This window comes from Nonomuraea aridisoli, assembly GCF_003236395.1.
GTDB lineage: Bacteria > Actinomycetota > Actinomycetes > Streptosporangiales > Streptosporangiaceae > Nonomuraea > Nonomuraea aridisoli.
Window position 1 is genome coordinate 1 of sequence record NZ_POUD01000003.1, and the last position, 22716, is coordinate 22716.

The 22716-nt window shown below is 67.7% G+C and carries 20 protein-coding genes; 5 read left to right on the forward strand and 15 right to left on the reverse strand.

All coding sequences use genetic code 11. The features are described 5' to 3' along the window. Nucleotides 1–1043 precede the first annotated feature (1043 nt). The 3 genes from C1J01_RS01165 to C1J01_RS53415 form a co-directional block, all read right to left on the reverse strand. Nucleotides 1044–1739: an HAD family hydrolase gene (locus C1J01_RS01165; protein WP_111175174.1), complete on the reverse strand. Its 696-nt coding sequence runs from the start codon at nt 1737–1739 to the stop codon at nt 1044–1046. Further along, nucleotides 1736–2884 carry a phosphogluconate dehydrogenase (NAD(+)-dependent, decarboxylating) gene (gnd, locus tag C1J01_RS01170; protein WP_111175175.1) on the reverse strand — a complete coding sequence of 383 codons (1149 nt, stop codon included), beginning with the start codon at nt 2882–2884 and terminating at the stop codon, nt 1736–1738. Before gnd ends, C1J01_RS01165 begins: the two co-directional genes overlap by 4 nt. A gap of 226 nt (nt 2885–3110) precedes the next feature. Beyond that, on the reverse strand, nt 3111–3641 hold the full coding sequence (locus C1J01_RS53415) for a thiamine pyrophosphate-binding protein (protein WP_328589581.1): 531 nt from the start codon (nt 3639–3641) through the stop codon (nt 3111–3113). Nucleotides 3642–3775: 134 nt separating this feature from the next. Here C1J01_RS53415 and C1J01_RS01180 point away from each other — a divergent pair, with 134 nt between their 5' ends. The 4 genes from C1J01_RS01180 to C1J01_RS01200 all read left to right on the forward strand — a co-directional run bounded on the left by C1J01_RS01180 (nt 3776) and on the right by C1J01_RS01200 (nt 8892). Continuing rightward, nucleotides 3776–4234: a YkgB family protein gene (locus C1J01_RS01180; protein ID WP_220039673.1), complete on the forward strand. Its 459-nt coding sequence runs from the start codon at nt 3776–3778 to the stop codon at nt 4232–4234. A gap of 711 nt (nt 4235–4945) precedes the next feature. Then, complete coding sequence (locus tag C1J01_RS01190; RefSeq protein WP_181448514.1) at nt 4946–6148, forward strand: sensor histidine kinase; 1203 nt, start codon at nt 4946–4948, stop codon at nt 6146–6148. A 157-nt stretch (nt 6149–6305) separates the two neighbouring features. After that, nucleotides 6306–6788 (forward strand): ester cyclase, encoded by a 483-nt coding sequence (locus C1J01_RS01195; protein ID WP_235854160.1) that lies wholly within the window; start codon nt 6306–6308, stop codon nt 6786–6788. A gap of 256 nt (nt 6789–7044) precedes the next feature. Continuing rightward, nucleotides 7045–8892, forward strand: a complete 1848-nt coding sequence (locus tag C1J01_RS01200; RefSeq protein ID WP_111175179.1) for a hypothetical protein — start codon at nt 7045–7047, stop codon at nt 8890–8892. A gap of 42 nt (nt 8893–8934) precedes the next feature. On the opposite strand, the gene C1J01_RS01205 is transcribed toward C1J01_RS01200, so the two are convergent. The 7 genes from C1J01_RS01205 to C1J01_RS52940 form a co-directional block, all read right to left on the reverse strand. After that, a complete protein-coding gene (locus C1J01_RS01205; RefSeq protein WP_111175180.1) occupies nt 8935–9813 on the reverse strand; it encodes an MIP/aquaporin family protein in 879 nt (292 codons plus the stop codon). Next, nucleotides 9797–11659, reverse strand: a complete 1863-nt coding sequence (locus tag C1J01_RS01210) for a glycoside hydrolase family 15 protein (RefSeq protein ID WP_111175252.1) — start codon at nt 11657–11659, stop codon at nt 9797–9799. The genes C1J01_RS01205 and C1J01_RS01210 overlap by 17 nt, the downstream gene beginning before the upstream one ends. Nucleotides 11660–11910: 251 nt before the next feature. Next, nucleotides 11911–13137 carry an MFS transporter gene (locus C1J01_RS01215; protein ID WP_111175181.1) on the reverse strand — a complete coding sequence of 409 codons (1227 nt, stop codon included), beginning with the start codon at nt 13135–13137 and terminating at the stop codon, nt 11911–11913. Nucleotides 13138–13373: 236 nt separating this feature from the next. After that, nucleotides 13374–13754 carry a nuclear transport factor 2 family protein gene (locus tag C1J01_RS01220; protein ID WP_111175182.1) on the reverse strand — a complete coding sequence of 127 codons (381 nt, stop codon included), beginning with the start codon at nt 13752–13754 and terminating at the stop codon, nt 13374–13376. Between the two features lie 130 nt (nt 13755–13884). Beyond that, nucleotides 13885–15186, reverse strand: coding sequence for an MFS transporter (locus C1J01_RS01225; RefSeq protein ID WP_111175183.1), 1302 nt, complete (start codon nt 15184–15186; stop codon nt 13885–13887). Between the two features lie 117 nt (nt 15187–15303). Continuing rightward, nucleotides 15304–16125 (reverse strand): isocitrate lyase/PEP mutase family protein, encoded by an 822-nt coding sequence (locus tag C1J01_RS01230; RefSeq protein ID WP_111175184.1) that lies wholly within the window; start codon nt 16123–16125, stop codon nt 15304–15306. An 11-nt stretch (nt 16126–16136) separates the two neighbouring features. Further along, nucleotides 16137–16268, reverse strand: a complete 132-nt coding sequence (locus tag C1J01_RS52940; protein ID WP_268958553.1) for a hypothetical protein — start codon at nt 16266–16268, stop codon at nt 16137–16139. Between the two features lie 444 nt (nt 16269–16712). Between C1J01_RS52940 and C1J01_RS01240 the strand changes: the two genes are divergently transcribed. After that, nucleotides 16713–17300: a GNAT family N-acetyltransferase gene (locus tag C1J01_RS01240; protein ID WP_235854161.1), complete on the forward strand. Its 588-nt coding sequence runs from the start codon at nt 16713–16715 to the stop codon at nt 17298–17300. Nucleotides 17301–17422: 122 nt separating this feature from the next. On the opposite strand, the gene C1J01_RS01245 is transcribed toward C1J01_RS01240, so the two are convergent. The 5 genes from C1J01_RS01245 to C1J01_RS01265 all read right to left on the reverse strand — a co-directional run bounded on the left by C1J01_RS01245 (nt 17423) and on the right by C1J01_RS01265 (nt 22470). Next, nucleotides 17423–18061, reverse strand: coding sequence for a sigma-70 family RNA polymerase sigma factor (locus C1J01_RS01245; RefSeq protein WP_111175185.1), 639 nt, complete (start codon nt 18059–18061; stop codon nt 17423–17425). A 165-nt stretch (nt 18062–18226) separates the two neighbouring features. Then, on the reverse strand, nt 18227–18505 hold the full coding sequence (locus C1J01_RS01250; protein ID WP_220039674.1) for a hypothetical protein: 279 nt from the start codon (nt 18503–18505) through the stop codon (nt 18227–18229). Between the two features lie 219 nt (nt 18506–18724). After that, entirely contained in the window at nt 18725–19207 is a 483-nt protein-coding gene (gene msrB, locus C1J01_RS01255; protein ID WP_111175186.1) for a peptide-methionine (R)-S-oxide reductase MsrB, read from the reverse strand. Nucleotides 19208–19310: 103 nt separating this feature from the next. Then, complete coding sequence (locus tag C1J01_RS01260) at nt 19311–20078, reverse strand: SDR family NAD(P)-dependent oxidoreductase (RefSeq protein WP_111175187.1); 768 nt, start codon at nt 20076–20078, stop codon at nt 19311–19313. Between the two features lie 334 nt (nt 20079–20412). Next, on the reverse strand, nt 20413–22470 hold the full coding sequence (locus tag C1J01_RS01265) for a SpoIIE family protein phosphatase (RefSeq protein WP_328589582.1): 2058 nt from the start codon (nt 22468–22470) through the stop codon (nt 20413–20415). Between the last annotated feature and the right edge of the window lie 246 nt (nt 22471–22716).

The following is a 22716-nucleotide window of genomic DNA, read 5'->3' on the forward strand; positions in this document are numbered from 1 at the left end:
CTTGCCGCGCAACTCGATGGCGTCGAATCCGGCGTCCACCGCGAACGCGAACTTCTCCTGCAGCGTGCGGCCAGGCAGAAGCTGCTCCTGTACGGCGAGCTTCATGTCACTCCTTGAATTCGAAGACAAGCGTCGACAGAACCAACGGCTTCACCGCGCCGGCGTACGCGACAGCGGGATCCGCGGACGGTCTGGATACATGTCCGCGCCGATCACGACCACGGTCACCTGAATGGGACACGGTGACGGCATCGCTTCACCTTTCCTGAGCGTCCCACCGGTTCTTCTGAGCGGGCCACTGCCCGCAAGTCGTGGGCGATCTCGGTTGGCTGTTCGTCGCTGCTGTGTCTTGGCTGTGTCCTCAAGCTGATCGCTGATCCACACGGACGTCGAGTGGCTCGGGAACAGCCTCAGCCATCTGCGAGTTGCGGCTCGGGTGGCCGCCGCCGTTCCCGTTCCTGGACGGGCGCCACATGCGGGCCGCATAGCCTTGGAGACCCCGTGCAGTGCGGCGGTGCCATGGGTCGACGCTTGGCATGACGACCGGCCACCAGCAGCGCACACGTGCCTGGTCGAGCAGTCGCCGCAATGAACTTTTGGACGATCGCGTCCATTTAACTCACGGCGTCCGAGCTTGTCAACTCGGGATGTGAAGAACTCGGAGCGGCGGCGGCAGGCGGACGATGAGGGCGTTCGGGCCGGCTCGCGAGTTCATAGACGTTCGCGAGTGGTTGGCGCCACGCACGGTCGGTCGTGAAGGATCTTGTCCCGTCCCTCGGCCGGTGCACGCAAGCCAAACTGGACGAGAGCGTCTACTTGCTGACGGCGGTGCCTACGTGCCGGCACTCCAGGTGGAAGCCCGCCGCGACCCGATCGCCTCGCATGTCTTGCCAGCACTCTTTACCGATCGGTCGCGCGGCTTCCTGTACTGCTGGGTGGCGCTGGACCGCGCGATCGCACCGCTCCCGGCGCACGTTCTGCCTGGCGCAGGCACCGGCCGGTGACCGGCAGGCGTAAGGCATAGGTCTCTACTGCCGGGATGCTCATTCGAGAGCCTCCTTGGGCAGCCCCTGTTCCAAGGACTCGATGACCCAGTCGGCCTGCGCCTCGGCGAGCTGGGCGGAGTTGAACTTGTGGCTGGCCACCCCGACGCAAGCGACTCCGGCCGCATGCGCGCCCGCCACGTCGTGAGGGGTGTCACCGATGACCAGGCAGCAGTCCTCGTCCAGGTCCTCGCCGTAGACCAGGGAGGCCCGGCGCAGCGCGATGCGGGTCACCTCGGCGCGGTCGTTGGAGTCCGAGCCGTAGCCGCCGAAGGAGAAGAAGCGATTCAGGTTGGCGCGGTGCAGCTTGATGTGCGCGGCGGTTTCCACGTTGCCGGTGATCAGGCCGACCAGGTAGCCCTGGTTGACCAGCCCGGTGAGCAGGTCCTCGACGCCGGGCAGCACGCGGTAGTGTTCCGCCTCCTCCACGGTTTGGCGCAGGTAGTGCAGGCGGCGTTCCAGGAGCCTGGCGAACTCGTGCCGTTCCGGCTTGCGGCCCAGTACCGCTTCGAACGTCTTACGGCCCACGTCGGGGTCGGTCATGCCGGTGTCGGTGAACTCGCCGATGTCGGCGGGGATGCCGTACAGCTTGTCGAAGGCCAGGCGCCACGACCGGGCACCCGCCCCGCCGGTGGTGATCAGGGTGCCGTCGATGTCGAACAGCAGGGCCAGGCGTCGGTTATGGGAGGCGCTCATCCGGTCGGCCGTTCCGCGTGCCCGCCGAAGCCCTTGCGCATGGCCGACAGGACCTGGTTGGCGAAGTGGTCCAAATCCCTGGAGCCGAACCGGGAGAACAACGCGCTGACCAGGGTGGGCGCGGGCACCCCCTCCTCCACTGCGGCGAGCGCGGTCCAGCGTCCCTCGCCGGAGTCCGAGACCCTGCCGGAGAACTCCTCCAGGTTCGGGGACCGCAGCAGGGCAGCGGCGGTGAGGTCCAGCAGCCAGGACCCGATCACGCTGCCGCGGCGCCACACCTCAGCGACTTCGGCGAGATCGATGTCGTACTGGTAATACTCGGGGTGTTCGAGCGGGGCGGTCTCGGCGTCGGCCTGGCGGCTCGCGGTGCCGACGTTGGCGTTCCTCAGGATGTTCAGGCCCTCGGCGTAGGCGGCCATGACCCCGTACTCGATCCCGTTGTGCACCATCTTCACGAAGTGCCCGGCACCGGCCGGTCCGCAGTGCAGGTAGCCGTGTTCCGACGGCGCGGGAGTCCCGTCCCGGCCGGAGGTGCGCGGCGCCGCGTCCACGCCGGGAGCGATCGCCTCGAAGATCGGTCGGAGCCGGTCCACGATCTCGTTCGGGCCGCCGATCATCAGGCAGTAGCCGCGCTCCAGTCCCCACACCCCGCCGCTGGTGCCCACGTCGACGTAGTGGATGCCGGACTCCGAAAGGGCCTTGGACCTGGCGATGTCGTCCTGGTAGTAGGAGTTGCCGCCGTCGATGACCACGTCATCAGGTTCCAGGTGGCCCGCCAGGTCGCGGACCGTCGTGTCGGTGATCTCGCCGGCCGGGACCATGACCCACACCGCCCGGGGCTTGTCCATCTTGGTCACCAGGTCTTCCAGGGAGGACGCCCCGGTGGCCCCTTCGCTTTGCAGTTCCTTCACCGCATCCGGGCTGATGTCGAACACCACGCAGTCATGACCGGCCCGCATCAGCCGCCGGACGAGGTTGGCGCCCATCCGGCCCAACCCGACCATTCCGATTTGCATCTCGTGTCTCCTCGTTCTTGTGTCATCCCTGGCTTCGGAACTGCGCTTGGCCCGCTCCGCGCGGGCCGACGCCGGCGAAGCCAGGAATCCCGGCTGCGCGCCGAGCCGGATCGGTCCGATGTCGGCCATTGCGAAGCCGCGCCCGACTGTGGCCGTAGCTCCCAGGTCCTTGTGTCGGAAGGGCTGCGGGATGTCTCTCCACGCAGCGCGCTGATGTTCCTCGCGGCTGCCGGCCCGACTCGGTGGCCACCTGGGCGAGCATCGGCAGCGGCTCTCCGGCGTCAGGGTGAGGGACCTCCCCGAAGTCGCCCACGGCAAACACCTTCGGGTGCCCGTCGACCTGCATGGGTGGGCGTCACCGTGATCCGCTCGTGCGGGCCGGTCGGACGCTCAGGCCACATAGGCAAGACGCCACCGGAGCCGGCGTCATCGGGATGCCGGGATGCCCGGATTCCGCTGCCTGCACCGCATCCATCGACAGGGTGCGGACCCTGTCGATGCAGCGCCTGTCCGCATCCTCGGTGGCGAGCTGGTTTGCTTGATCGGTCATGAGCAGTTCGCGCTCCTTTGACTGCGGCCATGCGGGAAGTGGCCGTGCACGCGGCGGCGTCGCGTCGTACCGATCGCGTGGTATAGAAAATGGCCGAGCCGACGACGGCGGCGACCGCCATGGCGATGGTCTGTTCGTGGAGCCCCGTCCACCTGGACGTCTGTGCCGGCCAGCTCCGGCCGGCCAGCAGCCCCGCGTAACTTGTCCAGAATCGAGCGCTTCAGTCCCGGTTGCTGAAGCTCGTATGTTCGCGATCGTCCGGTGCCGCTGACCGGATGCTTCTACGTACACCGTCACTGGCCTCGTACCCACTCCAGCCGCATGTACCAGGGCCATTGCCGCCACAGTCCCCGGGCCGAAGCTGAGCCCCTCGAACGCCGATGGTGAAGCATGACCTGATGCTTAGCATTGGCTGATGTTTCGAGTCCTACACTGAGACAATCGACGCATTAGGCGAGGGATTTATGAAAATGCACCGCATCGGAAAAATAGTCCACAATGCGGGGGTTTCAACCGCTCGGTATGGGCTTGTCATCAACCTTCTGGAGATCGGGCGAATAAAATTCGAAGACTACGAGGTGGAGAATATTCGTCCACTCGTAACCTCGAGCCCGCCGCTCTCGTGGCTGATCTCCCGATTGGGGGAGAAGAAAGTCGCTAGGCTCATCGGCGTCACTGAAATCGTTCTGGGCTCGCTGATCGCGGCCAAACCGATCGCGCCCAGAGCATCAGCCCTCGGCAGCCTCGCCGCCGTCGGCATGTTCGCCACCACCCTCAGCTTCCTGGCCACGACGCCCGAGGCGTGGCAGGAAACCCGCGGCGAACCGAAGCTGTCCCTCGCAGGGCAGTTCCTGGTCAAGGACGTCGTGCTCCTCGGAGCCTCCTTGCTGACGGCCGCGGACGCCCTGCAGGCCGCCGAGAGCCGGTAGCTCCTCAGAGCCTGACCGGATACCGCCCCTGCTGGGCGGTTCCTTATGCCGGTGACCGTCCCGGCGTGTTCCCTGGCGGCGTGCTGATGGGCGCGGCTGATGGTGGAGACCACGCTCACCGTCCAGCCGATCTTTCCGGCGTCCACCGACGAGCTCGCCGGCCGCGTTACGACGGCCCCCGTTCAGCCTGTCGGGCGGGCAGTCGATCAACGAGTGATCCTCTCCAGCTGCCTTGCCGAGGCCCTTCGCCGCATCGGCGTAGCTCTGGCGTGTCACAGCCTTCGCCTTGACTCCGTTTGACAAGCTTGGGTAAATCACGCAAACTGGACGCAATCGTCCAAAACGGACCTGGGTGCGACGCTTCGACCAGGTCAGAGGGCGCCTCTGTGGTCAGGACCACGCAGCTCTGACAGATGTCCCCGCCGGACCTCCAGCCCCTATCCAGGCTGACGCGGCCGACAGGCGGTTCCCCGGAGTGTTGTGCGTGGCGGCCACCCGACAAGGAGTTCGCAGATGGCTGTTCCTGAGCCCATCGACGCTGGTATGGGCCAGCGATCAACTGGAAAGACGAAGCCGCGGATGTGCCGGCAGGCCGAGACCGGCCCCGGACGGCGGGGCCGTGGTCGCTCGGACAGGCTGATCGGCCGCGCCGGAAGAGCGGTGCGGAGTACCTTGTCGCTGCGCTCCATCCGTGTGCGCTACACAGCGGCGGTGACGCTGCTCGTCCTCGTGGTCGTGGCCGTGGTCGGCGTGAGCCTGGACCTGGCGATCCGGTACAAGATCCGGAACGAGGTGTTCGGCAACGCCGAGCGGGTCGCCGACCGGTGGAGTGCCCGGGTGCGGGCTGGTGGGCTGCCGCACCCCATCCCGCCTTCCGCGGGTATCGATCTCATCCAACTGGTGGATGCCCGTGGCAACGTCGTCGGCTCCAGTCCTCGGGCGGCGGGCCGGCCGCCGCTGAGCGGGTTGAGGCCGACGTCCAGCCATCCGCTGCAACAGCGGACCGAGTGTTCGGGGAAGAGGTGTGTCCTGCTGACGGCCAGCAGGGTCTCACCGTCCGCCGACGCCTCCGTCGTTTACGCGGGAGCGGCTGAGCCGTCGTACCTGACGGCGCATGATTTCGAATACGTCATCGCGGTGACCGCGCTCATGATGGCCGTAGTGGGGGGACGGCTGACGTGGCGGATGATGAGCCGGGCTCTGCGCCAGGTTGAGGAGCAGTACGAGCTCGCCTCCACCACCGCCCACGAGCTCCGCAATCCGATCGCCGGCCTGCGCTTGCAACTGGAGGAGGCGCTCTGTTACCCCGACCGTGTCAATCCTCGTGACGCGATCCGCGAGGCCTTGTCGACCGGTGACCGGCTCGAGGCGATCGTGGAGGACCTGTTGCTGCAGGCCCGGCTGCATGGCGGTGAGCCGATGCCGTACGAGCCGATCGACCTCGGTGCGCTGGTCGAGCAGGAGGCGGGCATGCCTTCGCAGGATGTGCCGGTGCAGGTTCGGGTGGTCGGTGACGTATGGGTGCGTGGCTCACGGATCCAACTGATCCGGCTGGTGAGCAACCTGGTGGCCAACGCGCGGCGGCACGCCGAGGCCCACGTCGCCGTGTGCGTCACCCGGGCCCATGGCCAAGCGGTCCTGGTGGTGACCGATGACGGCGCCGGCATCGAACCGGCCGACCGTGAGCGAGTTTTCGAGCGGTTCGTACGTCTGGAGGACGGACGTCGTCGTGAGGCCGGCGGCAGCGGCCTCGGGCTCGCGATCTCCCGCGACATCGCCCACGCCCACCAGGGAACTCTGCGCATCGAGGACTCTTCTCGCGGCGCCCGGTTCGTCCTCCGGCTGCCACTGCTGGAGGAAAGCTGCGAGTGCGTCGCCGGTCCCCTCCATCCGGTCACCGGCGAGCACGAGTAGTGCTGCCGGCCATGTCCGCACTTGGATGAGATCGATGCCGGCGAAGGCGGGGATGGGGTGTGCCGGTTGCTCGCCCCGCCTCCGGTCCGGTCGACAGCCGCTGCACGGACGAATTGGAAGATTTCGTCCATTTACGCTATGGTTTTGTCAAGCCAGGATGTCAACCACACGCGGTGCTGCTGAAGCGCGCGGCAAGGGGGCGGTTGAGATGTCCACTGCTCACGACGTCATGGACGAGCTGTTTCGAGCGTTCAACGATCACGAGCTGGGCCAGATGGGCCTGCACTACAGTCCGAGCGCCGTCCTGGTCCTACCGGAAGGCGTGGCGGAAGGACGAGAGCAGATCGTCGCCGTATACGAACAGCACCTCACGGCGTTCCCCGATGCCCGCCTGACCCCCTGGTACAAGGCGACCCTCAGCGACCCCGCGGTCACCGAATGGATGCTCACCGGCACCCATATGGGGCCCTTTCTTCTCCCCTGCGGACGTTACCTGGAAGGATCTCGCCGTCAAATCGCCGTTCGCGGTTGCTGTGTGGCTCACGTCGAGGACGACAAGGTCATCACGCACCAGGTGTATTACGACCAGCTGGAGTTGTGCAGCCAACTTGGCTTCCCCCGCGTCGCGACGGCCGACTGACCGTCCGGCTCCTTTCCGTCGCGGGCATGCCACACCCCGAAGAACGCCGATGACTGCGACCAACGACACCGAGCGGTGGTCGCCCATGTGTTGACCGGCTTGTCCTCTTTGTGGGCTGTTGGGGTTTCCGGCGTACCTGATCGAGGAAGAGCTATGAGGGAACGGCGGTACGGCCGCACACCAGAGGTGCCTCCCACGCCGGCGGCACCATCACGCACGTCAGGACGCCCCCCTCGTCCGCGAGGAGGATGACGGCATGTTGCTGACCCGCGTTCTCATGACGTCGGCGACGCTGCTCCGCGGGGTGTTGCCCGACCCTCTGCGGGGTGCGGTTCCCTGCCCGCGGCGGCTGGGCACCTGCCCGGGAGGGCTCCATATCGACGTGCACGGCATCGGCGGGCCCGGTACGGAGACCGCGGCCGAGCGACTCGAGGAAATGCTGCTCGAACAACCCGGAGTCGACCGAGCGGAGGTCAACGGGCGTCTCGGCAACGTTTTCGTGGGCTGCGATCCGGACAAGGTCGACCAGGCCAAGCTGATGGCGATCGTCGCCGAACTCGACGAACAGGAGGAGCGGGCGCACCACACGCCGATCCGGCTGGCCGAGGAGCACGTACGCGCGACGATACGGCTGGCCGCCGGCGTGACGGGGATCGGGCTGGCGTTCGGGGGCAGGGCAGCCAGGCTGCCGCGTCTCACCCCCGCCGTCCCCGCGCTGCTGCACCTGGCGGACTCCACGCCGATCCTGCGCGCGGAACTGGACCGGCTCCTTGGCTGCCGCGCCACGAACGCCCTGTTCACCTCGGCGACCATGATCACGCAGACGCTGACGCTGCGTCCGGTCGGGCTGGTCGCGAACGCGCTCGTGTCCGCCGGCCACTACGTCGAGGCGCGAGCCTGCCGGCAGGCCTGGGAGCTGCTGGAGGAGCGGCTCGCTCATCAGGCAGGCGCGTACCGGCACATCAAGACGATGGCGCGGCCACGGCCGTGCCACCGGCCCCATGGCCCGATCGAGCGTTACGCGGACGTGGCGAGCCCGGCGGCGGCAGGCGGGTACGCCGTCACCCGGTTCGCCACGCGCAGCACGCAGCGGGCTCTGGCCATCCTGATCTCGGTCACGCCAACGGTCGCCGCCGTCGGTCGCGACGCCTTCGCGTGCGCGGTCAGCCGCGCGCTGGGGCGGCGCGGCTCCATCGTCTTCGAGAGCGAAACGCTGCGCCACATGGACCGCGTCGACACGGTGATCCTCGATGCCGACACCATCACAACCGGTTCGTGGACGATCGACCGGCTGGTGTCTCTCAGCAGCGGTCTGGACACCGACGAGCTCTATGCCCGGTTCTGTTCGCTGATCGACTTCGCCGACCCGTCCGGGACCCGGACCGGTGAGGACGCGGTTGTCGAACCGGTCGTCGATCTGGACAAGCACCTCCCGGCGGAGGCTCCCGAGTGGCGAGCGCGAGGGTTGCTGCCGATCGGCGTGACCAGGGAAGGCCGCCTGGTCGCGGTCGCGGGACTGGCCCCCGAGATCGACCCCATGGCGGAGGCCGTCGTCGACACGGCCAAGGCGGCGACGACCGTGATGCTCGCGGGAGACGACGAAGGGCTCGCCCGGCGGCTCGCCATCGAGCGGCTGGTTCCCGGCGGTCCCGAGCTCGGTGACGCGGTTGTCGAGCTGCAGTCCGAGGGGCACTGCGTCGTCGTGGTGTCACGAGGGTCCTGTCAGGGCCTGGTTCAGGCCGACATCGGCGTCGGCGTGATGGACCGGTCAGGGACCGTGCCCTGGGACGCCCACGTGGCCGGCGACCTGAGCGGCGCCCATCTGCTGCTGAGCTGCCTGCCCAGAGCCGTTCGCGTCAGCCGTGACGGCGTACGGCTCGGCGCTGCCGCGGCCGTCGTCGGCGGCCTGCTGGCGGTCGCGGGGCCCGAAGCGACGTCGCTGCACCGGGGGCAACTCGTGAGCGCCGGTGCCTCGGTGATGGCCGTCGCCCTGGGGGAGTGGGCCGGGCGCAGCGCCGGCCGCGTCCCGATCCCGTCCCTCGCTGACACCACGCCCCGGAACGCCACGTCGGCCACGGACGTCCTCACCCGGCCGCACCCCTGATGCGGGTGCTGTTCACCTTTCCGGGATATACGGCGATCGGCTTCACCTTCGCTGCTGCCTCCGCGAGCGACGGTGACGGGCGCGCGCTCGCCACCGGCCGATGCCGAGGAGGGACGACAGAGCTGCGGAGCGAGTACGGACCGGCCGCCCGATGCGCTCGTCGGGTGAGGTGTAGGCGCAGTTCAGGAAGTGGCATGGGTAGGTGTGGTCGTGCATGAGCTTCGCGCAGGCCACGGTCCCCCACAGGCGCCGGTGCAGCAGCGCCGCGGTGAGCGCGCCGAGTGTCGGTGCCACGAGGTATACCCACAGTCCCGTCCAGGTGGCGCCGACCAGCGCGGGGCCGATGCTGCGGGCGGGGTTCAGGCTGGTGCCGGACACCGGCGCCTCGGTGAACACCAGTACGGCCACGAGCGATGACGCGGCGGCAGCGGTGTACGGCATCAGGCGCGGCCGGTCGACGAAGGTGAGGATCAGCGTGAGGAGCAGGAACGTCATCACGGCCTCGACGACCAGCGCGGTGGCCGCGCCGCCGAGCTTGGGCACGGTCGCGCCGACCCGCACGCTGACCGCCGCGCCGCCCCACACCAGAAGCGCCGCCAGCGCACCGGTGATCGCGCCCGCCACCTGTGCCGCGGCGTACTTCAGCGCCGAACCCGACGTCATCTTGTCCAGCAACCAGAACGCGGTCGTGACCGCGGGGTTCAGGTGGCCGCCGCTGATCCGGCCGAGCGGCGAGTAGACGATCCCCGCCGCCGCGGTAGCGGACAGGACGCCGGTCACGAGCCGCCGCAGGTCCTCGTTCGGCACCGTGTCGACGAGCGGCGAGCCGGGTGCGAAGCCCGCGACGATCGCGCTGACGACGAGCAGGAGCAGGAGCGCCGTCCCGGCGAACTCGGCGGTGACCTCACGCCATCCGACCATTGCCGTTCCCGTGGCCCGCGCCGGCGCGCGCGCTCCGCTCGGCTTCGTCGATGGCCCAGGCGGCGTTGATGAGCCCGATGTGGCTGAACGCCTGCGGGAAGTTGCCCAGCAGCTCGCCGCTCCGGGAGTCGACCTCCTCCGACAGCAGGCCCACGTCGTTGGCGTGCGCGGCGGCTCGCTCGAATGCCTCCCTGGCCCGGCCGACCTGCCCGGACATGGCGAGCGCCTGCGCCAGCCAGAACGAGCACAGCAGGAAGGCGCCCTCCTCGCCGGCGAGGCCGTCGATGCCGCCCGCGGTGCGGTAGCGGTAGACCAGGCCATGGTCGTCGGTGAGCCGGTCCGCGATGGCGTCGATCGTGGAGAGCACCCGCGGGTCACCGGCGGGCAGGAAGCCGGTGATCGGCACCATGAGGGCGCTGGCGTCCAGCTCGTCAGAACCGAAGGCCTGCGTGAACGCCCCCACTCGGTCGTTCCAGCCCTCGCGCAGCAGGGTTTCGCGGATCTCGGCGCAGGTCTTCCGCCAGGACTCGACACGCTCCTGCGCCCTCAGCAGGCCGGCGAGGGCGATGCCGCGGTCCAGCGCCACCCAGCACATGAGCTTGGAGTACAGGAAGTGCTGCGGCTCTCCGCGTATCTCCCAGATGCCCCGATCCTTTTCCGTCCAGCGCTCGGCCGCGGTGTCGGCGCAGACGAGGAGGAAGCGGCGGACGTCGTCGTCGATGTCGCTGATCTGGTGTTCGAGGCGCATGGCCGCGTCGAGCAGTTCGCCGTACACGTCGATCTGCTGCTGATTCCACGCGTCGTTTCCGACGCGTACCGGTCGGCTGCCGCGCCAGCCGCGCAGGTGCGGCAGGGTGCGCTCGCTCAGGTCGTGCTCGCCGCGGACGCCGAACATGATCTGCAGCGCGCGGTCCTTGCCCAGGGACGGGGCCGCGGTGGTGAGGAAGGCGAAGAAGTCGCTCGCCTCGTCGGGGCAGGCCGCGACCCACAGGGCGTACATGGTCAGTGACGCGTCCCGTACCCATGTGTACCGGTAGTCCCAGTTGCGCTCGCCGCCGGCCCATTCGGGCAGCGATGTCGTGGCGGCCGCGACGATCGCGCCGCTGGGCTGGAAGGACAGCGCCTGCAGCACCCGCCCGCTGTGATGCACCAGGTCGCGCCACGGCCCGTCGTACGCCTGGTGGAGGCTGGACCACGACTGCCAGGCGATGATCGTGTCGTCCAGCCGGGCCGCCAGTTCCGCCTGGCCCCACACCCGCGCGGGGGTCTCCTGCAGCGTCGAGCGGTGCATCCCGAAGTGCCGTGTCTCGCCCTCTCGCACCGTGAACACGCCGTGTCCGGTGCAGTCGCCGACGGTGAGGGCGACCGGCGTGGTCAGCACGAGCCACTCGGCGCCGCCGCGGGCCGTCACGCCGCCGTCGACGACGGACAGGATGGGGTGGATCAGGCCGTACTCCGGCCGTGGCCGGTAGTCGATCTCCATCGGCACCTCGCCGCCGACACCGGACACCCGTCGGACGAGTAGGTGCGGCACTCCGGCTCCGAGCCGGTGGCCGCCGTCGTCCGGGCCGGTGAGCATGGCGTCGGTGAGCACCACCGTGCCGCTCCTGGTGCGGAAGGTGGTCTCCAGCACCATCGTCTGCGGTAGGTAGCGGCGCGTCGTCTCGTACGGGACGGCCGGGCGGATCGCCCAGTGCCCGGCCTCGTCGTCCAGCAGTCGGGCGAAGACGGAGGGCCCGTCGAACCGGGGAAAGCAGAGCCACTCGACCGATCCGTCCCTGCTGATCAGGCCGGCGGAATGGCGATCGGACACCAAGGCGAGGTCGGCGATGGGCGTGGTGCTCATCAGCGCTGCATACCCGGCGAAAACGACGATGTTGCGCACGGGCCCAGAAAATCGCAGTAAAGGCAAATGGGTGCTCCGGCTGCCCGACGCACAGGTTCCTCGAGCGGCACACAGCGGGCGCATCACCTCGTCCCGTGCACGGGCACGGTCATTTACCGTCGCGGGTTCCGCTGCGAACTCGCCATGCCGGGAAGCTCACGGCACGCTGCTCGGCGTCGAGTGGCGTCTGGGTGACGGTGAGATTCGTCCACTCATCTGGCGGGCTGGTCGTGTCCGTGCGGGTTGCGTGCGGCGATGACGGTGAACAGGGTGGCGATGAGGGCAAGTACGCCGTACCCGAGCGCGATCTGCGGAACTGAGAAGACCTTGGAGAGCTGAGCGGAGATGAGGCTGGGAATGGTGGCGCCGCTGTAGCTGAGGAGATAGACCACGGCGAAGATCGGGGCGCGGTCGGTCAGCCTGCTGCCGGAGAGCAGGCCACGGGTGGCGGCGCTGATGGCGACGCCTTGAGCGGCCCCGGCAACGATGGTTGCGGCGATGAACAATGGCAGTGCGCCGGTCGTGATCGCTGTGATCATGCCGATCCATCCGGCCAGGAAGCCGCTCATGCCCAGGCGTTGGGCTGCCGCGGGTGTGAACCGGCTGCCGAGGGGGGCGCCGAGGGCGCTGGGGGCCATGTAGGCGGCGAACACCAGTCCGAGGATGAGCGGGCTGGTGGTGTGAAGGTGATCTCCGATGAGGGCGGGCACGAAGGCCTGGTAGAACGCCCCGGTCGCCCAGGTGGCCAGGAACACCGCGGCCGCGACGGGGAGCAGATGCCTGACTCGGACCTGTACGCGAACGCTGGGGCGCAGTGATCGCCAACCGCCCGGCGCCGGAGCCACGGTGTCCGGGCTGATGGCGATGAGAGCGGCAGACAGCAGGAGGAGGCCGACGGCGACCAGGTAGATGAGCTCGCGTGGCCAGGGCCCGAACTGGACCAGGGCTCCGGAGGCGATGGCGCCGACGGCAAGACCGAGCATGACCGTCTGGCTGGAGGCGACGGAGGCCAGCCAAGCCGGCCTGGCCGGTGCGGCGTCGACGATGTAGGCGGTGAGGCTGCTGCTGGCCAGCCCGGCGCCGAGACCCATCAGGAGCCGACCGGCGATCAAGACGCCGATGTCGTGCACGTTCAAGAGCAGCAGACAACCCAGGACGAGCAGTCCGAGGCTGGCGATCGCGGTGGGCCGTCGGCCCACATGATTGGACAGTCGTCCCAGCACCAGCAGTGTGCTGAGAGTAGCGGCGGAGTAGGCGACGACGGTCAGCGAGATGCCGGCGTTGGTGAACCCGTCCTCGGCTCGGTAAATGTTGAAAAGAGGGATCGTCGAGCCCACTGCGGCGAACACGGCCACCAGGGAGACCACCGCGGAAACGAATGCCGGCCGGAGCGTTCTGTCCCGGCTGCCCAGGCTGGTCGCCGGGGTCACGTCTTGCATCGAGCCGTCTTTCTCTTGTTCTGGGCCATGCCGGCGCTTCTGGAGGTTTCGAAGGTGCGCACGTCGACGTAGGCGCGCACCGTGCGATGAGCCTGCGTGCTTCCTCAGTCGAGTCCTCGGGAGGTGTTCCACCGTCCGGAGCCGGGCGTGCCGGAGAGGATCACGAGGAGGCGGCCGGCTCACCGTACGGTGTCGGCTCGTTGCCACGTCGCGACCAGCGGCTTCGCGGGCAGCCGTCAGGCGCCCGGAGCGATCGCGCAGGCGGAGACGCAGACCCAGGTCCCGTCACGCTTCTGGTACGTGTCCGTGTACAGGGCTTCCTGCTCCGCTCCATCCGCGAGCATGGTGTATGTACTGCGGCCGTGGATCAGAGCGACGTCACTGAGAATGCGGATGGTGACGTCGTGCACAGCGAGATCCCTGAAGGGACGCGGCTTGGCGATGTAGTCGAGGAACTCGGCACGGTTACGGGTGATCCCCGGAAGCTGCACGATGAAGTCCTCGGCGAGGAACTCGCTGAAGCGCTGGACATCGTTGAACTGGTCGGAGTGGACGTAATCGTTGTTGAGTCGCTCAAGGATCGCCAGATCTTCGGCCGACTGCTTGGCGTTGTTCATCTTCTCGCTCCTTCTCTGTGCGGTTCGGCGTTCGCTGTGGACGGGCACAACGAATCGCGTCATGGTTCGATTGGTCGGTGTCGGATCGCGGCGCCGTCTTACCGTCGCTGCCGCGATCTCGCCGGGCTCCTCACCCCCTCCGGGCGAGTGTGACGAACCGCCCCGCCACCGCGGCGAGCACGGCGGAGGCAAGGACGATGAAGCCGGCCGTGAGGAACACCGTCTGCAAGGTCGTCGACGAAACAAGGATCGCGCCGAGGCCGGACCCTGCCGCCAGGGCTATCTGAAGGTTCGTCACGTTCACCGCCGACGCGGCCTCCGGGGTTTCCGGGGCCGCGTCGAGTATCCAGACCAGCGTTCCCGGGTTCACGATTCCCCAGAACAAGCCCCACAGCACGAGCAACAGGCCAGCCGGCCAGGGCATGGTCCCCGTGATCGCCAGCCCGATGAGCAAGGCGGCCACCACCGTCGCCGCCCCGGCGAAGCTGCCGATCACACCGCGCTTGAACAACGATCCAGCGATGAGTGAGCCGACGATGCCACCGCAGCCGTAGATGAGGTACAGCAAGGAGATCACGCCGCTGGACAGATGCGTGTGGTCCATCAGGAACGGGGTGACATAGGTCCAGGCGGCGAACTGTCCGACGAACACCATCGCGCCCGCTGCCATCCCGAACCGGGCGGCCCGCCGCGTCACGACTCCCACCAGATCACGCAGGTGCGTACGCCCGTCCGGCGGAATACCCGGCAGCACGACCGCCTGCACGACCACGACGAGCAGTGTCGCCGCCGCCGCGATGGCGAAAGTGAGACGCCAGCCGACGAGGTTGCCGAGGAACTGTCCCGCGGGCAGCCCCACCACCGTCCCACCCGAAATACCGGCCGCGATGATGGTGATGGCGCGCGTTCCGCCGGCCGGGCCCACCAGCTTGGGTCCGACCGGTGAGACCACGGTCCAGAAGGCTCCGAGGGTGGCGCCGAAGAGCATACGAGCGATCAGCACCAGGACGAAGTTCGGCGCCACCGCAACGACCGCGTTCGATACCAGTACCGTCAGACCCAGGACGACGATGACCGAGCGCCGGTTGAAGCGGCCGGAGCCGAGGAAGAACAGCGGCGCCGACACGGCGGCGCTGAAGCCCGGCACGAGCACCATCAGTCCTGCCAGGCCGAGCGAGACCTGCAGTCCGTCGGCGATCTCCGGCAGCAGCCCCACCGGCAGCGTCTCCGTCATGACGATGACGAACGCGCCGAGCGCGACCGCACCGACGGACGCCCAGCCCCGCCTGCTACCGGGCTGCGCACCAGTGGCGGCGGCGCGAGCGGCTTCAGGCTGTGTCGCGACGCGGACGGCCGCGTTGCACGACGATGCCGTGACCACGCGCACCTGCGGTGCGTGGGGGGTCAGCTCCACCTCTTCGTTTTCGATCATGTGTTCTCCTCGCTCATCACATGCTCCTGACCAGCCCTGCTCTGTAGGCGCCCCAGGGGGTACCGGCGAGCCGGCTCACGCTGCGATCTAGCTCCATGAGCCGAGTGCACGGCCGGGTCAGCCCTTGATGAGGTCGATGATGTGGCCGAAGTTGAGATTTGACGCGAGTGCCGTCAGGTCTCCGCTCGCGAGCTTCGCCGCGGCCGCCTGTGTTGCTCCGAGAGCGTGCGTGTAGGGGTCGACCCCGAGGCTGATCCGGCGGACGCCGATCGTCTGAAGTTCCGCCACGGTGGCCCCATCTTGGGGGCCGACGAGGACGTTGACCGGCTTCGGCGCGACGGCCCTGACGACTGCGCTGACGGAGGCCATGTCCGGCAGGTTCGGTGCGTAGAGGACGTCGGCTCCTGCCTGCGCGTAAGCGGAGAGGCGGCGGATGGTGTCGTCGATGTCGGAAATCCCCCACAAGAAGTTGTCCGTACGACCGGTCAGAACGATCCGTCCGTGCGCAGCCGCGGCGGCAGCCTCGATGCGGCGAACCGCGTCATCGAAGTCGCGAATCGGGTTGGAGGGGTCACCAGTGGTGTCCTCGATTCCGATGCCGGCGAGACCGCGGGCAACGGCAGCGTCGACAGTGGCCCGGACATCTTCGGGAGTCTCGCCGTAGCCGTCCTCGAAGTCGCCGTTGATCGGCAGGCCACTCGTGGTCGTGAGGAGGGCGGCATGGTCCAGGTGCTCATCACGGCTGACGGCGTGGATGCCGTCGAGTCGGCCCAGTGTCGCGGCGAAGGCCGCTGAAGACGTCGCGATGGACTTGAACCCGGCCTCCTTGAAGAGCAGGGCCGACGGGCCGTCCCATGCGTTGGGCATGATGAACGTTTCGGGGCCACGGTGGAGTTCGACGAACTGTTCGTAGCGCGCCTGGGCAGCAATGTCAGACATGGCGGCGTGGGTCAGGCGCTCGGGGCGATCGCACAGGCCGAGACGTAGACCCAGGTGCCCTCACGCTTCCGGCCCACGTCCGTGTACAGAGAATGTTGCTCGAGGATCGCCAGACCTTCGGCCGACTGCTTGGTGTCGTTCATCTCTCGCTCCGTCTTCATGCGGTTCGGCGTCCACGGCGGCTGGGCTGTCGTCTTCGTGTCGTATACGCGGTGCCGGCGTGAACGGTTGTTCGCCTGGTAGGTGTCAGGTCTGTCGCGCCGTCTTACTCCAGCATCGGCACGGTCGGTCCCGTGGCTCATGGCTCCTGCATGCTGGCGGGTGATTGGCCCGATGAACTGGGTCGATCCGTCGACCAGGAGCCAATAGGACGATTTCGTCCAAATTAGGCCATCGAGGCGCCGTTCGGCAAGCGCGTGTCCTTGATCCCGACTACCTCAAGTCGAGCTCAGCATTCGCGGGAGGAGCAGAAAGTCCTCAAGGAGCTTGACCAGGAGCCTAGATGGACCATCTCGTCCGGTACGGCGTAGTGTAATCAACCGCCAAGCGCCCCGTCGGGCGCGCCCCGTCCCCATCGAGGAGCAGCGTTGACTCACCAGGTCACCATCGTCGGTTCGACGATCAGCACACCACGGTTGCGGCTGCGTCCGTGGCGTCACGATGACGCAGCCGAGGCGCTCGACATATACGGCAGCTCGGAGGTCTCCCGGTGGCTGGCCCCGGTAATGGATCGCATCAAGGATCTCGACCAGATGCGTGCGGTGATCAACCGATGGATCACCGCACCTCTGGGATCGGAAGGGCGCCCGAGTGGCCGGTGGGTGATCGAGGAGACCGAGAGCGGGCGTGTCGCCGGCTCGGGGCAGATCCTTCCACTGCCGCCGGAGGGTGACGACCTGGAGCTGGGCTACCAGTTCGCTCCATGGGCGTGGGGCCGGGGGCTGGCGGCCGAGGCGGGTCACGCTCTGGCCCACTATGCCTTCAGCAAGGGCGAGGAAGAGGTCTTCGCTGTTGTACGGCCCAAGAACGATCGCGGCACGCGCGCCGCCCGTCGCATCGGGATGGAGTGGGTCGGAGAAACGGAGAAGTACTACAACCTGCGTCTTCAGGTCTTTCGGCTCCGCAAGGGTGACTTGGACACCTCCTCGCTCGACCCAGGCCCCGTCGAACGCTGATCCCGTTTCACGCCTGGTCGTTCTCGGGGCAGATGGCCACACCTCTGCCCCGAGCCGCTCACGCACTGAGAACGCCGTCTCGAGCGTTTCGTTCCATGTGTCGCGTCCGAAAACCGGCGACCTCAGGCCGACCGAACCGCAGGCGCCTCCGGCAGGTAGCCATCGGCCACCAGCGCGAGGCGGAGCTTCTTGCGGGCGTCGAAGAGGACCTTGTACAGCGCGTTGTGGGTCGAGCCCAGCTCGTCGGCCAGCACATCCATCGGCATGCCGTTGAGGACCGTCGCAACGAACACCAGCCGCTGGCGATCGGACAGGTTCTCTTTCACCGCAGATGAGACGGCGGCCGCGAACTCGCGGGCTTGTGCCTCGTCCTCGGGGCCGGCGTCGAACCGCGAAGCGATCTTGGACCAATCCTCTTGTTCGTAGGGGACCTCGTGGCGACGCCAGAAGTGGCGGTTCATCATGGCGGCTACGTTGAAGATCGCAAACTTGCTCGCCCACGTGGTGAACCGCGCCTCACCTCGAAATCTGTCCAAACGCTCGCTGATCGCCATCAGTGCGTCAGCGGCGGCCTGGTGGGCGATGTCCTCGAGTTCTGGGCCGTCCAGCTTGAGGAGGGGTGCGCGTCGACGAGCCTCGGAAGTCGCGACGCGGAGCAGCAAGGGATACAACTCGGCGCATGTCGCCTCTCTCCGTGGGCCCGCAGCAGCGAGATCCCGCACCCACCGGCGATTCTCTCGATCGATCTCCGCGTCGTCCACCGCAACCTCTTCCGTCAGAGCAGCACAAGCCGTGTACGCGCTGGTCAGGTCACTCCCGACGTCACGCCTAGGCCACCGTATACTGGACGATGAAGTCCACACAAATGCCCAGTTGCATTGGAATCGGCAAGGATTTGGGACTAAATAGACCAACTTATAGGTGGGCTACGGCGGGTCGGGCTGAGAAGGGTCCGGCCCCGTGAGCGCCGATAGCAGGCCCTCCAAGTCTTGGGCGCACGGACCGCAGGCCAGGAAGTGCGCATGAACGCCCGAGAACCGCTCGCTCGGGTCGTTGCCCGCAGCAAGCAGCTCCGCGTAGACGTCCAGCATCTCCATGGCTTCGTCGCAGCCCGCATCGCGCGGATCCGTCCGGAGAAAGGCGTCCAGTCGAGCCCAGTGATCACTCCGCTGATCGTCGGATGCGTTCTGCGCTTCAATATCCACACGTCCACCTTGGTTGACTCATACGTTCGATGCCTGGCTGGAGTGTCCAGCCAACGAGAAGCACTCCGCATCCTCTGCCTCAACGGCGTCCAGAGGGATGCAGATCCTCCTCAAAGGGCAATTCGTTCTCGTCGCCGGTGTAGCCCACCCGAGGTCGACAACAGGTCCTGCATACCCCAGAAGCAACCGTCGGCAAGGACCGCGGTCTCGGCTAATTGATCACTCGACGCCTTCCCCGGACGCCGCCGGGCCGGGAGCCGCGTCGAACAGGTGCACGTACTGGCCATAGCCTTCGGTCTCGAGGTCCTTGGCGGCGATGAATCGCAGGGAGGCAGAATTGATGCAGTAGCGCATGCCACCCGCATCGACTGGGCCGTCTGGGAAGAGATGGCCGAGGTGGCTGTCGCCGTGTGCCGAGCGAACCTCTGTCCGGACCATCCCATGGCTGGTGTCGGTGCGCTCAACGACGTTGCCCGGCTCGAGCGGGATGGTGAAACTGGGCCAGCCCGTGTAGCTGTCGAACTTGTGGACCGACGCGAAGAGCGGTTCGCCTGAGACCACATCGACGTAGATGCCGGGCTCCTTCGAGTTCCAGAACTCGTTCTCGAAGGGCGGCTCGGTGACGTCGTCCTGGGTGACCGCCCGCTGTCGTGGCGTCAGTCGCTCGACTGCCTCGGGTGTGCGCTCATATGCCTGTGCCATCGCTCCAGCTCCTCGCTGTGAGGTTTGCCTTCTCGTGTTGTTCGCCTAGGACTCCGTGCTGCTCTGAGCCCGGACCCCGAATGGCCGGGAATCTCTTTGAGGCCTAGTTCCGGCCCGCCATGACGCCGCCGTCCACGTTGAGGATCGCGCCGGTGACCCAGCCGGCATCGTCGGAGAGCAGGTAGGTCACCGCAGAGGCGATGTCCTTGGGCGTTCCCACACGGCCGAGCGGGTGGAAGCCGTTGAAGCTGTTGAGCGTGGCCTCGAACTGGTCCTTGGGTACGAAAGCCTCGTACAAGGGAGTCGCGACAACGGCAGGCGCCACGGCGTTGACGCGGATCTTGTGCTCCGCGAGCTCCATGGCCAGGTTGTGGGTGAGCGCGTGGAGGGCAGCCTTGCCCATCGAGTAACCGGTCGCCGGGGTTGCGGCGATGGCTTGGTGTGCCCACATCGAGCCGATGTTGACGATGGCGCCTCCACCGGCACTGATCATTCCTCGGGTGACGGTCTGGGTGAGGAAGAAGGCAGACCTGGCGAGCTCGAGGTAGGCGTCGTAGTCGGCGCCCTCGTAGTCGAGGAAAGCCTTGGGGATGAAGAACCCGGCTGAGTTCACCAGGAGGGTGGCGTCGGCGTGCTCGGCCGCCAGCGTGTCCTGGACCCGCCTGACGTCGTCGCGGTTGGCAAGATCGGCAGTGATGCCCCACGCCTCCCCGTTCTGGGACAAGGTGTTGACGGTGTCGTCCACTCGGGCCTGGTCGCGGCCGATGATGACGGCCGAGCCGCCGGCTGCGACCACGTCTTCAGCACTCTGCCGACCCATGCCGCTGCTGCCGCCGACGACGATCAGCTTCCGGCCTTCGAAACCACCCATGCTTCTTCACCCTTCGCGATGCGGCTCGTGCCGCAGTTGGCGTCTGAACTTGAGAACCTGCTTGCTATGTCTTGGTGAGTGACAGGCTCGCTGGCAGGTCTTACATGCCACGTCGTCGGAGGTTCGGTGGCTGGTGTTCGTGATCTATGTCGCATAGGTCTGTCCCGTTGCGCCGGGCAGTGGGCCTTGCAGGCTGGGTGTGCTGAGTGCCGGAGCCTGTTCCCTTGCCTTGGAGCGGCCGAAAGCGGCGACAAGAAGCGGCACTTGCAGAGCTGAGCCACGTGTGGACCGAGATCCCGTCAGCGGGTCTCCGTCCGCACTCGACGGGAAGCGGTCAGTCCACCGGACCGGGGTCGGGTAGCCGTGCAGCGATCATGCCGATGTCGTCCTTGCCCGCCATGGGCAGGCGGGTGAGGAGCAGGTCGCAGAAGACGTCCAGCGGCTCGCGGGCCATCGAGGCGGCGGCGAGTCGTAGTCGTTCCAGGCCGGCGTCGAGGTGTTCGCCCGGCATCTCCACCAGGCCGTCGGTGTAGAGCAGCAGCGTGCTGCCGGGTGGCAGCGACGCGACGGCGGTGGTGCGCGGCATGTCGTAGGCCACGCCGAGCATGGGGTTGACGGCGCCTTCGAGGTAGCGCGCCTCGCCCTCCGGCGTGACCAGCAGGGGCGGTGGATGGCCGGCCACCGAGTAGCGCACCCATCGCGCGCTCTCGTCCTGACCCTCCACGCGGGCCAGGATGCAGGTGGCGGTGTCCTCGTCGTCGAGGAGTTCGGTGGCGATGTTCAGGCGGCGCAGGATGTCGCCGGGAGGTTCGCGGCGGTCCATCGCCAGGCCTCTGAGCATGTTGCGCAGCTGGCTCATGGTGACGGCGGCCGCGAGGTCGTGCCCGGCCACGTCGCCGATCGTCAGGATCGTCGAGCCGTCGGGTGACACGAACGAGTCGTACCAGTCGCCGCCGATCTCCGCCGCGGTGGCGCTGGCGCGGTAGCGGGCGGCGATCTCCAGGCCCGGCACCCGCGGGGGGTCGGGCAGCAGGTAGTTCTGCAACGCGAGCGCGACGCGCTGGGTGCGCTGGAAGCGCATGGCGTTGCTGAGGTGGGCGTGCGCGTGGTCCAGCATGCGGGCCAGCAGGTCGACGTCGGCGGCGGTGAGCGGCTCGCGGTCGCCGCACACCGTGGCCGCCACCACCGCCGCGACCGAGCCGTCCACGACCACCGGCACCACCGCCGTGCTGTTGGCCCCGACCGCGGCGAACCACTCCTCCGCGCCCGCCGGCGGGGCGCCGGGCGGCGGCGCTCCCGGGGGAAACGTGCTGCGGATCGGCCGCCTGGTCCTGATCACCTTGGCGATGTCGCTGTCGGGCTCGAACCGTTCGATGCGCAGCGGCGGGCGCGTCAGCAGGCCGTCGCGCACCGTGTTCGCGACCCGCTCGGCGATGAACGGGGAGGTGACCGACTCGTCCTCCATCTCGGACAGGAGGTAGATGCCGCATCCGTCGGAGACGGCCGGCACGATCACCTCGGAGAGCGCGCGCAACACCTCGTCCAGGTCGGCGAGGTCCGCGGTGGCAGCCGCCGCCCGGCCCAGCAGCTCTCTGCGCCGTTGCTCCGCCCACTCCTGCTCGATGTCGGTGACGGTGCCGACCCACTCGACCACCTCGCCGTTCTCGACGATGGGCACGCCGCGCACGCGAACATGCCGATAGACGCGGTCAGCGGTCCGCACGCGGAAGACTTGGTCCAGGCGGTCGTGCCGCTCCACCGCGCTGGCCCAGGTCTCCATGGCGAGCTCGCGATCGTCGGGGCACACGGCGTTCAGCCAGCCGTTGCCGCGGTGTTCCTCCCACGACTGCCCGGTCAGCCGCCGCCAGCCGGCGCTCGGCTCACTCACCCCGCCCATGGCGTCGGTCACCCATACCGCCTGCGTCTTGAGCTGGAGCAGGCTTTGATAGCGCTGCAGGAACCTGCGCCGCTCTCTGATGATCGAGTCGAGGCCGTGGGCGGGATCGACCTGGCTGGTGACTTCCAGACTCACGACGAGCAGGCCCTCCTCGTTCCCCAACGAGATCTTCGACAAGCTGGTCGAGGTGAAACGCTCGCGTTCCGATGAACGGTCGCCAAGTTCGAACGGCATCTCGTTGAGACTCACACTCTCGCCTGTTTCGAGTACCTGATCGAAGAGTGCGAAATAGCTTTGCTGGCGAAGGTCTGCGAACACTTCCCGGATCGGCATCCCGAGGCGCCGGGCGCTGACGATCTCCTGATAGGCGTAGTTCATGTAGATCAGTCGATGCTCGGGGCCGCTGGTCACTGCTACGCCTGCGGGAACCGCGTCGAAGATGTCAAGAGGCACGCCTCCGAAACCCTGCATCAGCGCACCTCCCATACGTGACATTTGAGGACGCCTGGTTGGGCATGGCCGTCCCAGCCGTCCGCCCGGTCGTGAACGTCGCGGAGAAGGTCGCCGGCGGCGTCGGATCCGTGGTGGTGACTCCCTGCCGCAGCGTCCCGAGCCGGCGCTGATGAGGACGTGGTCGCCCACGAACCGGCGCGAATCAATTGGACTCTGGAGTCTGGCGTGGCATTCCTTGGCAGGCCACACCGGCCATCGGTGGTTCGGAGCAGCAGCGCGTCTGGCGGC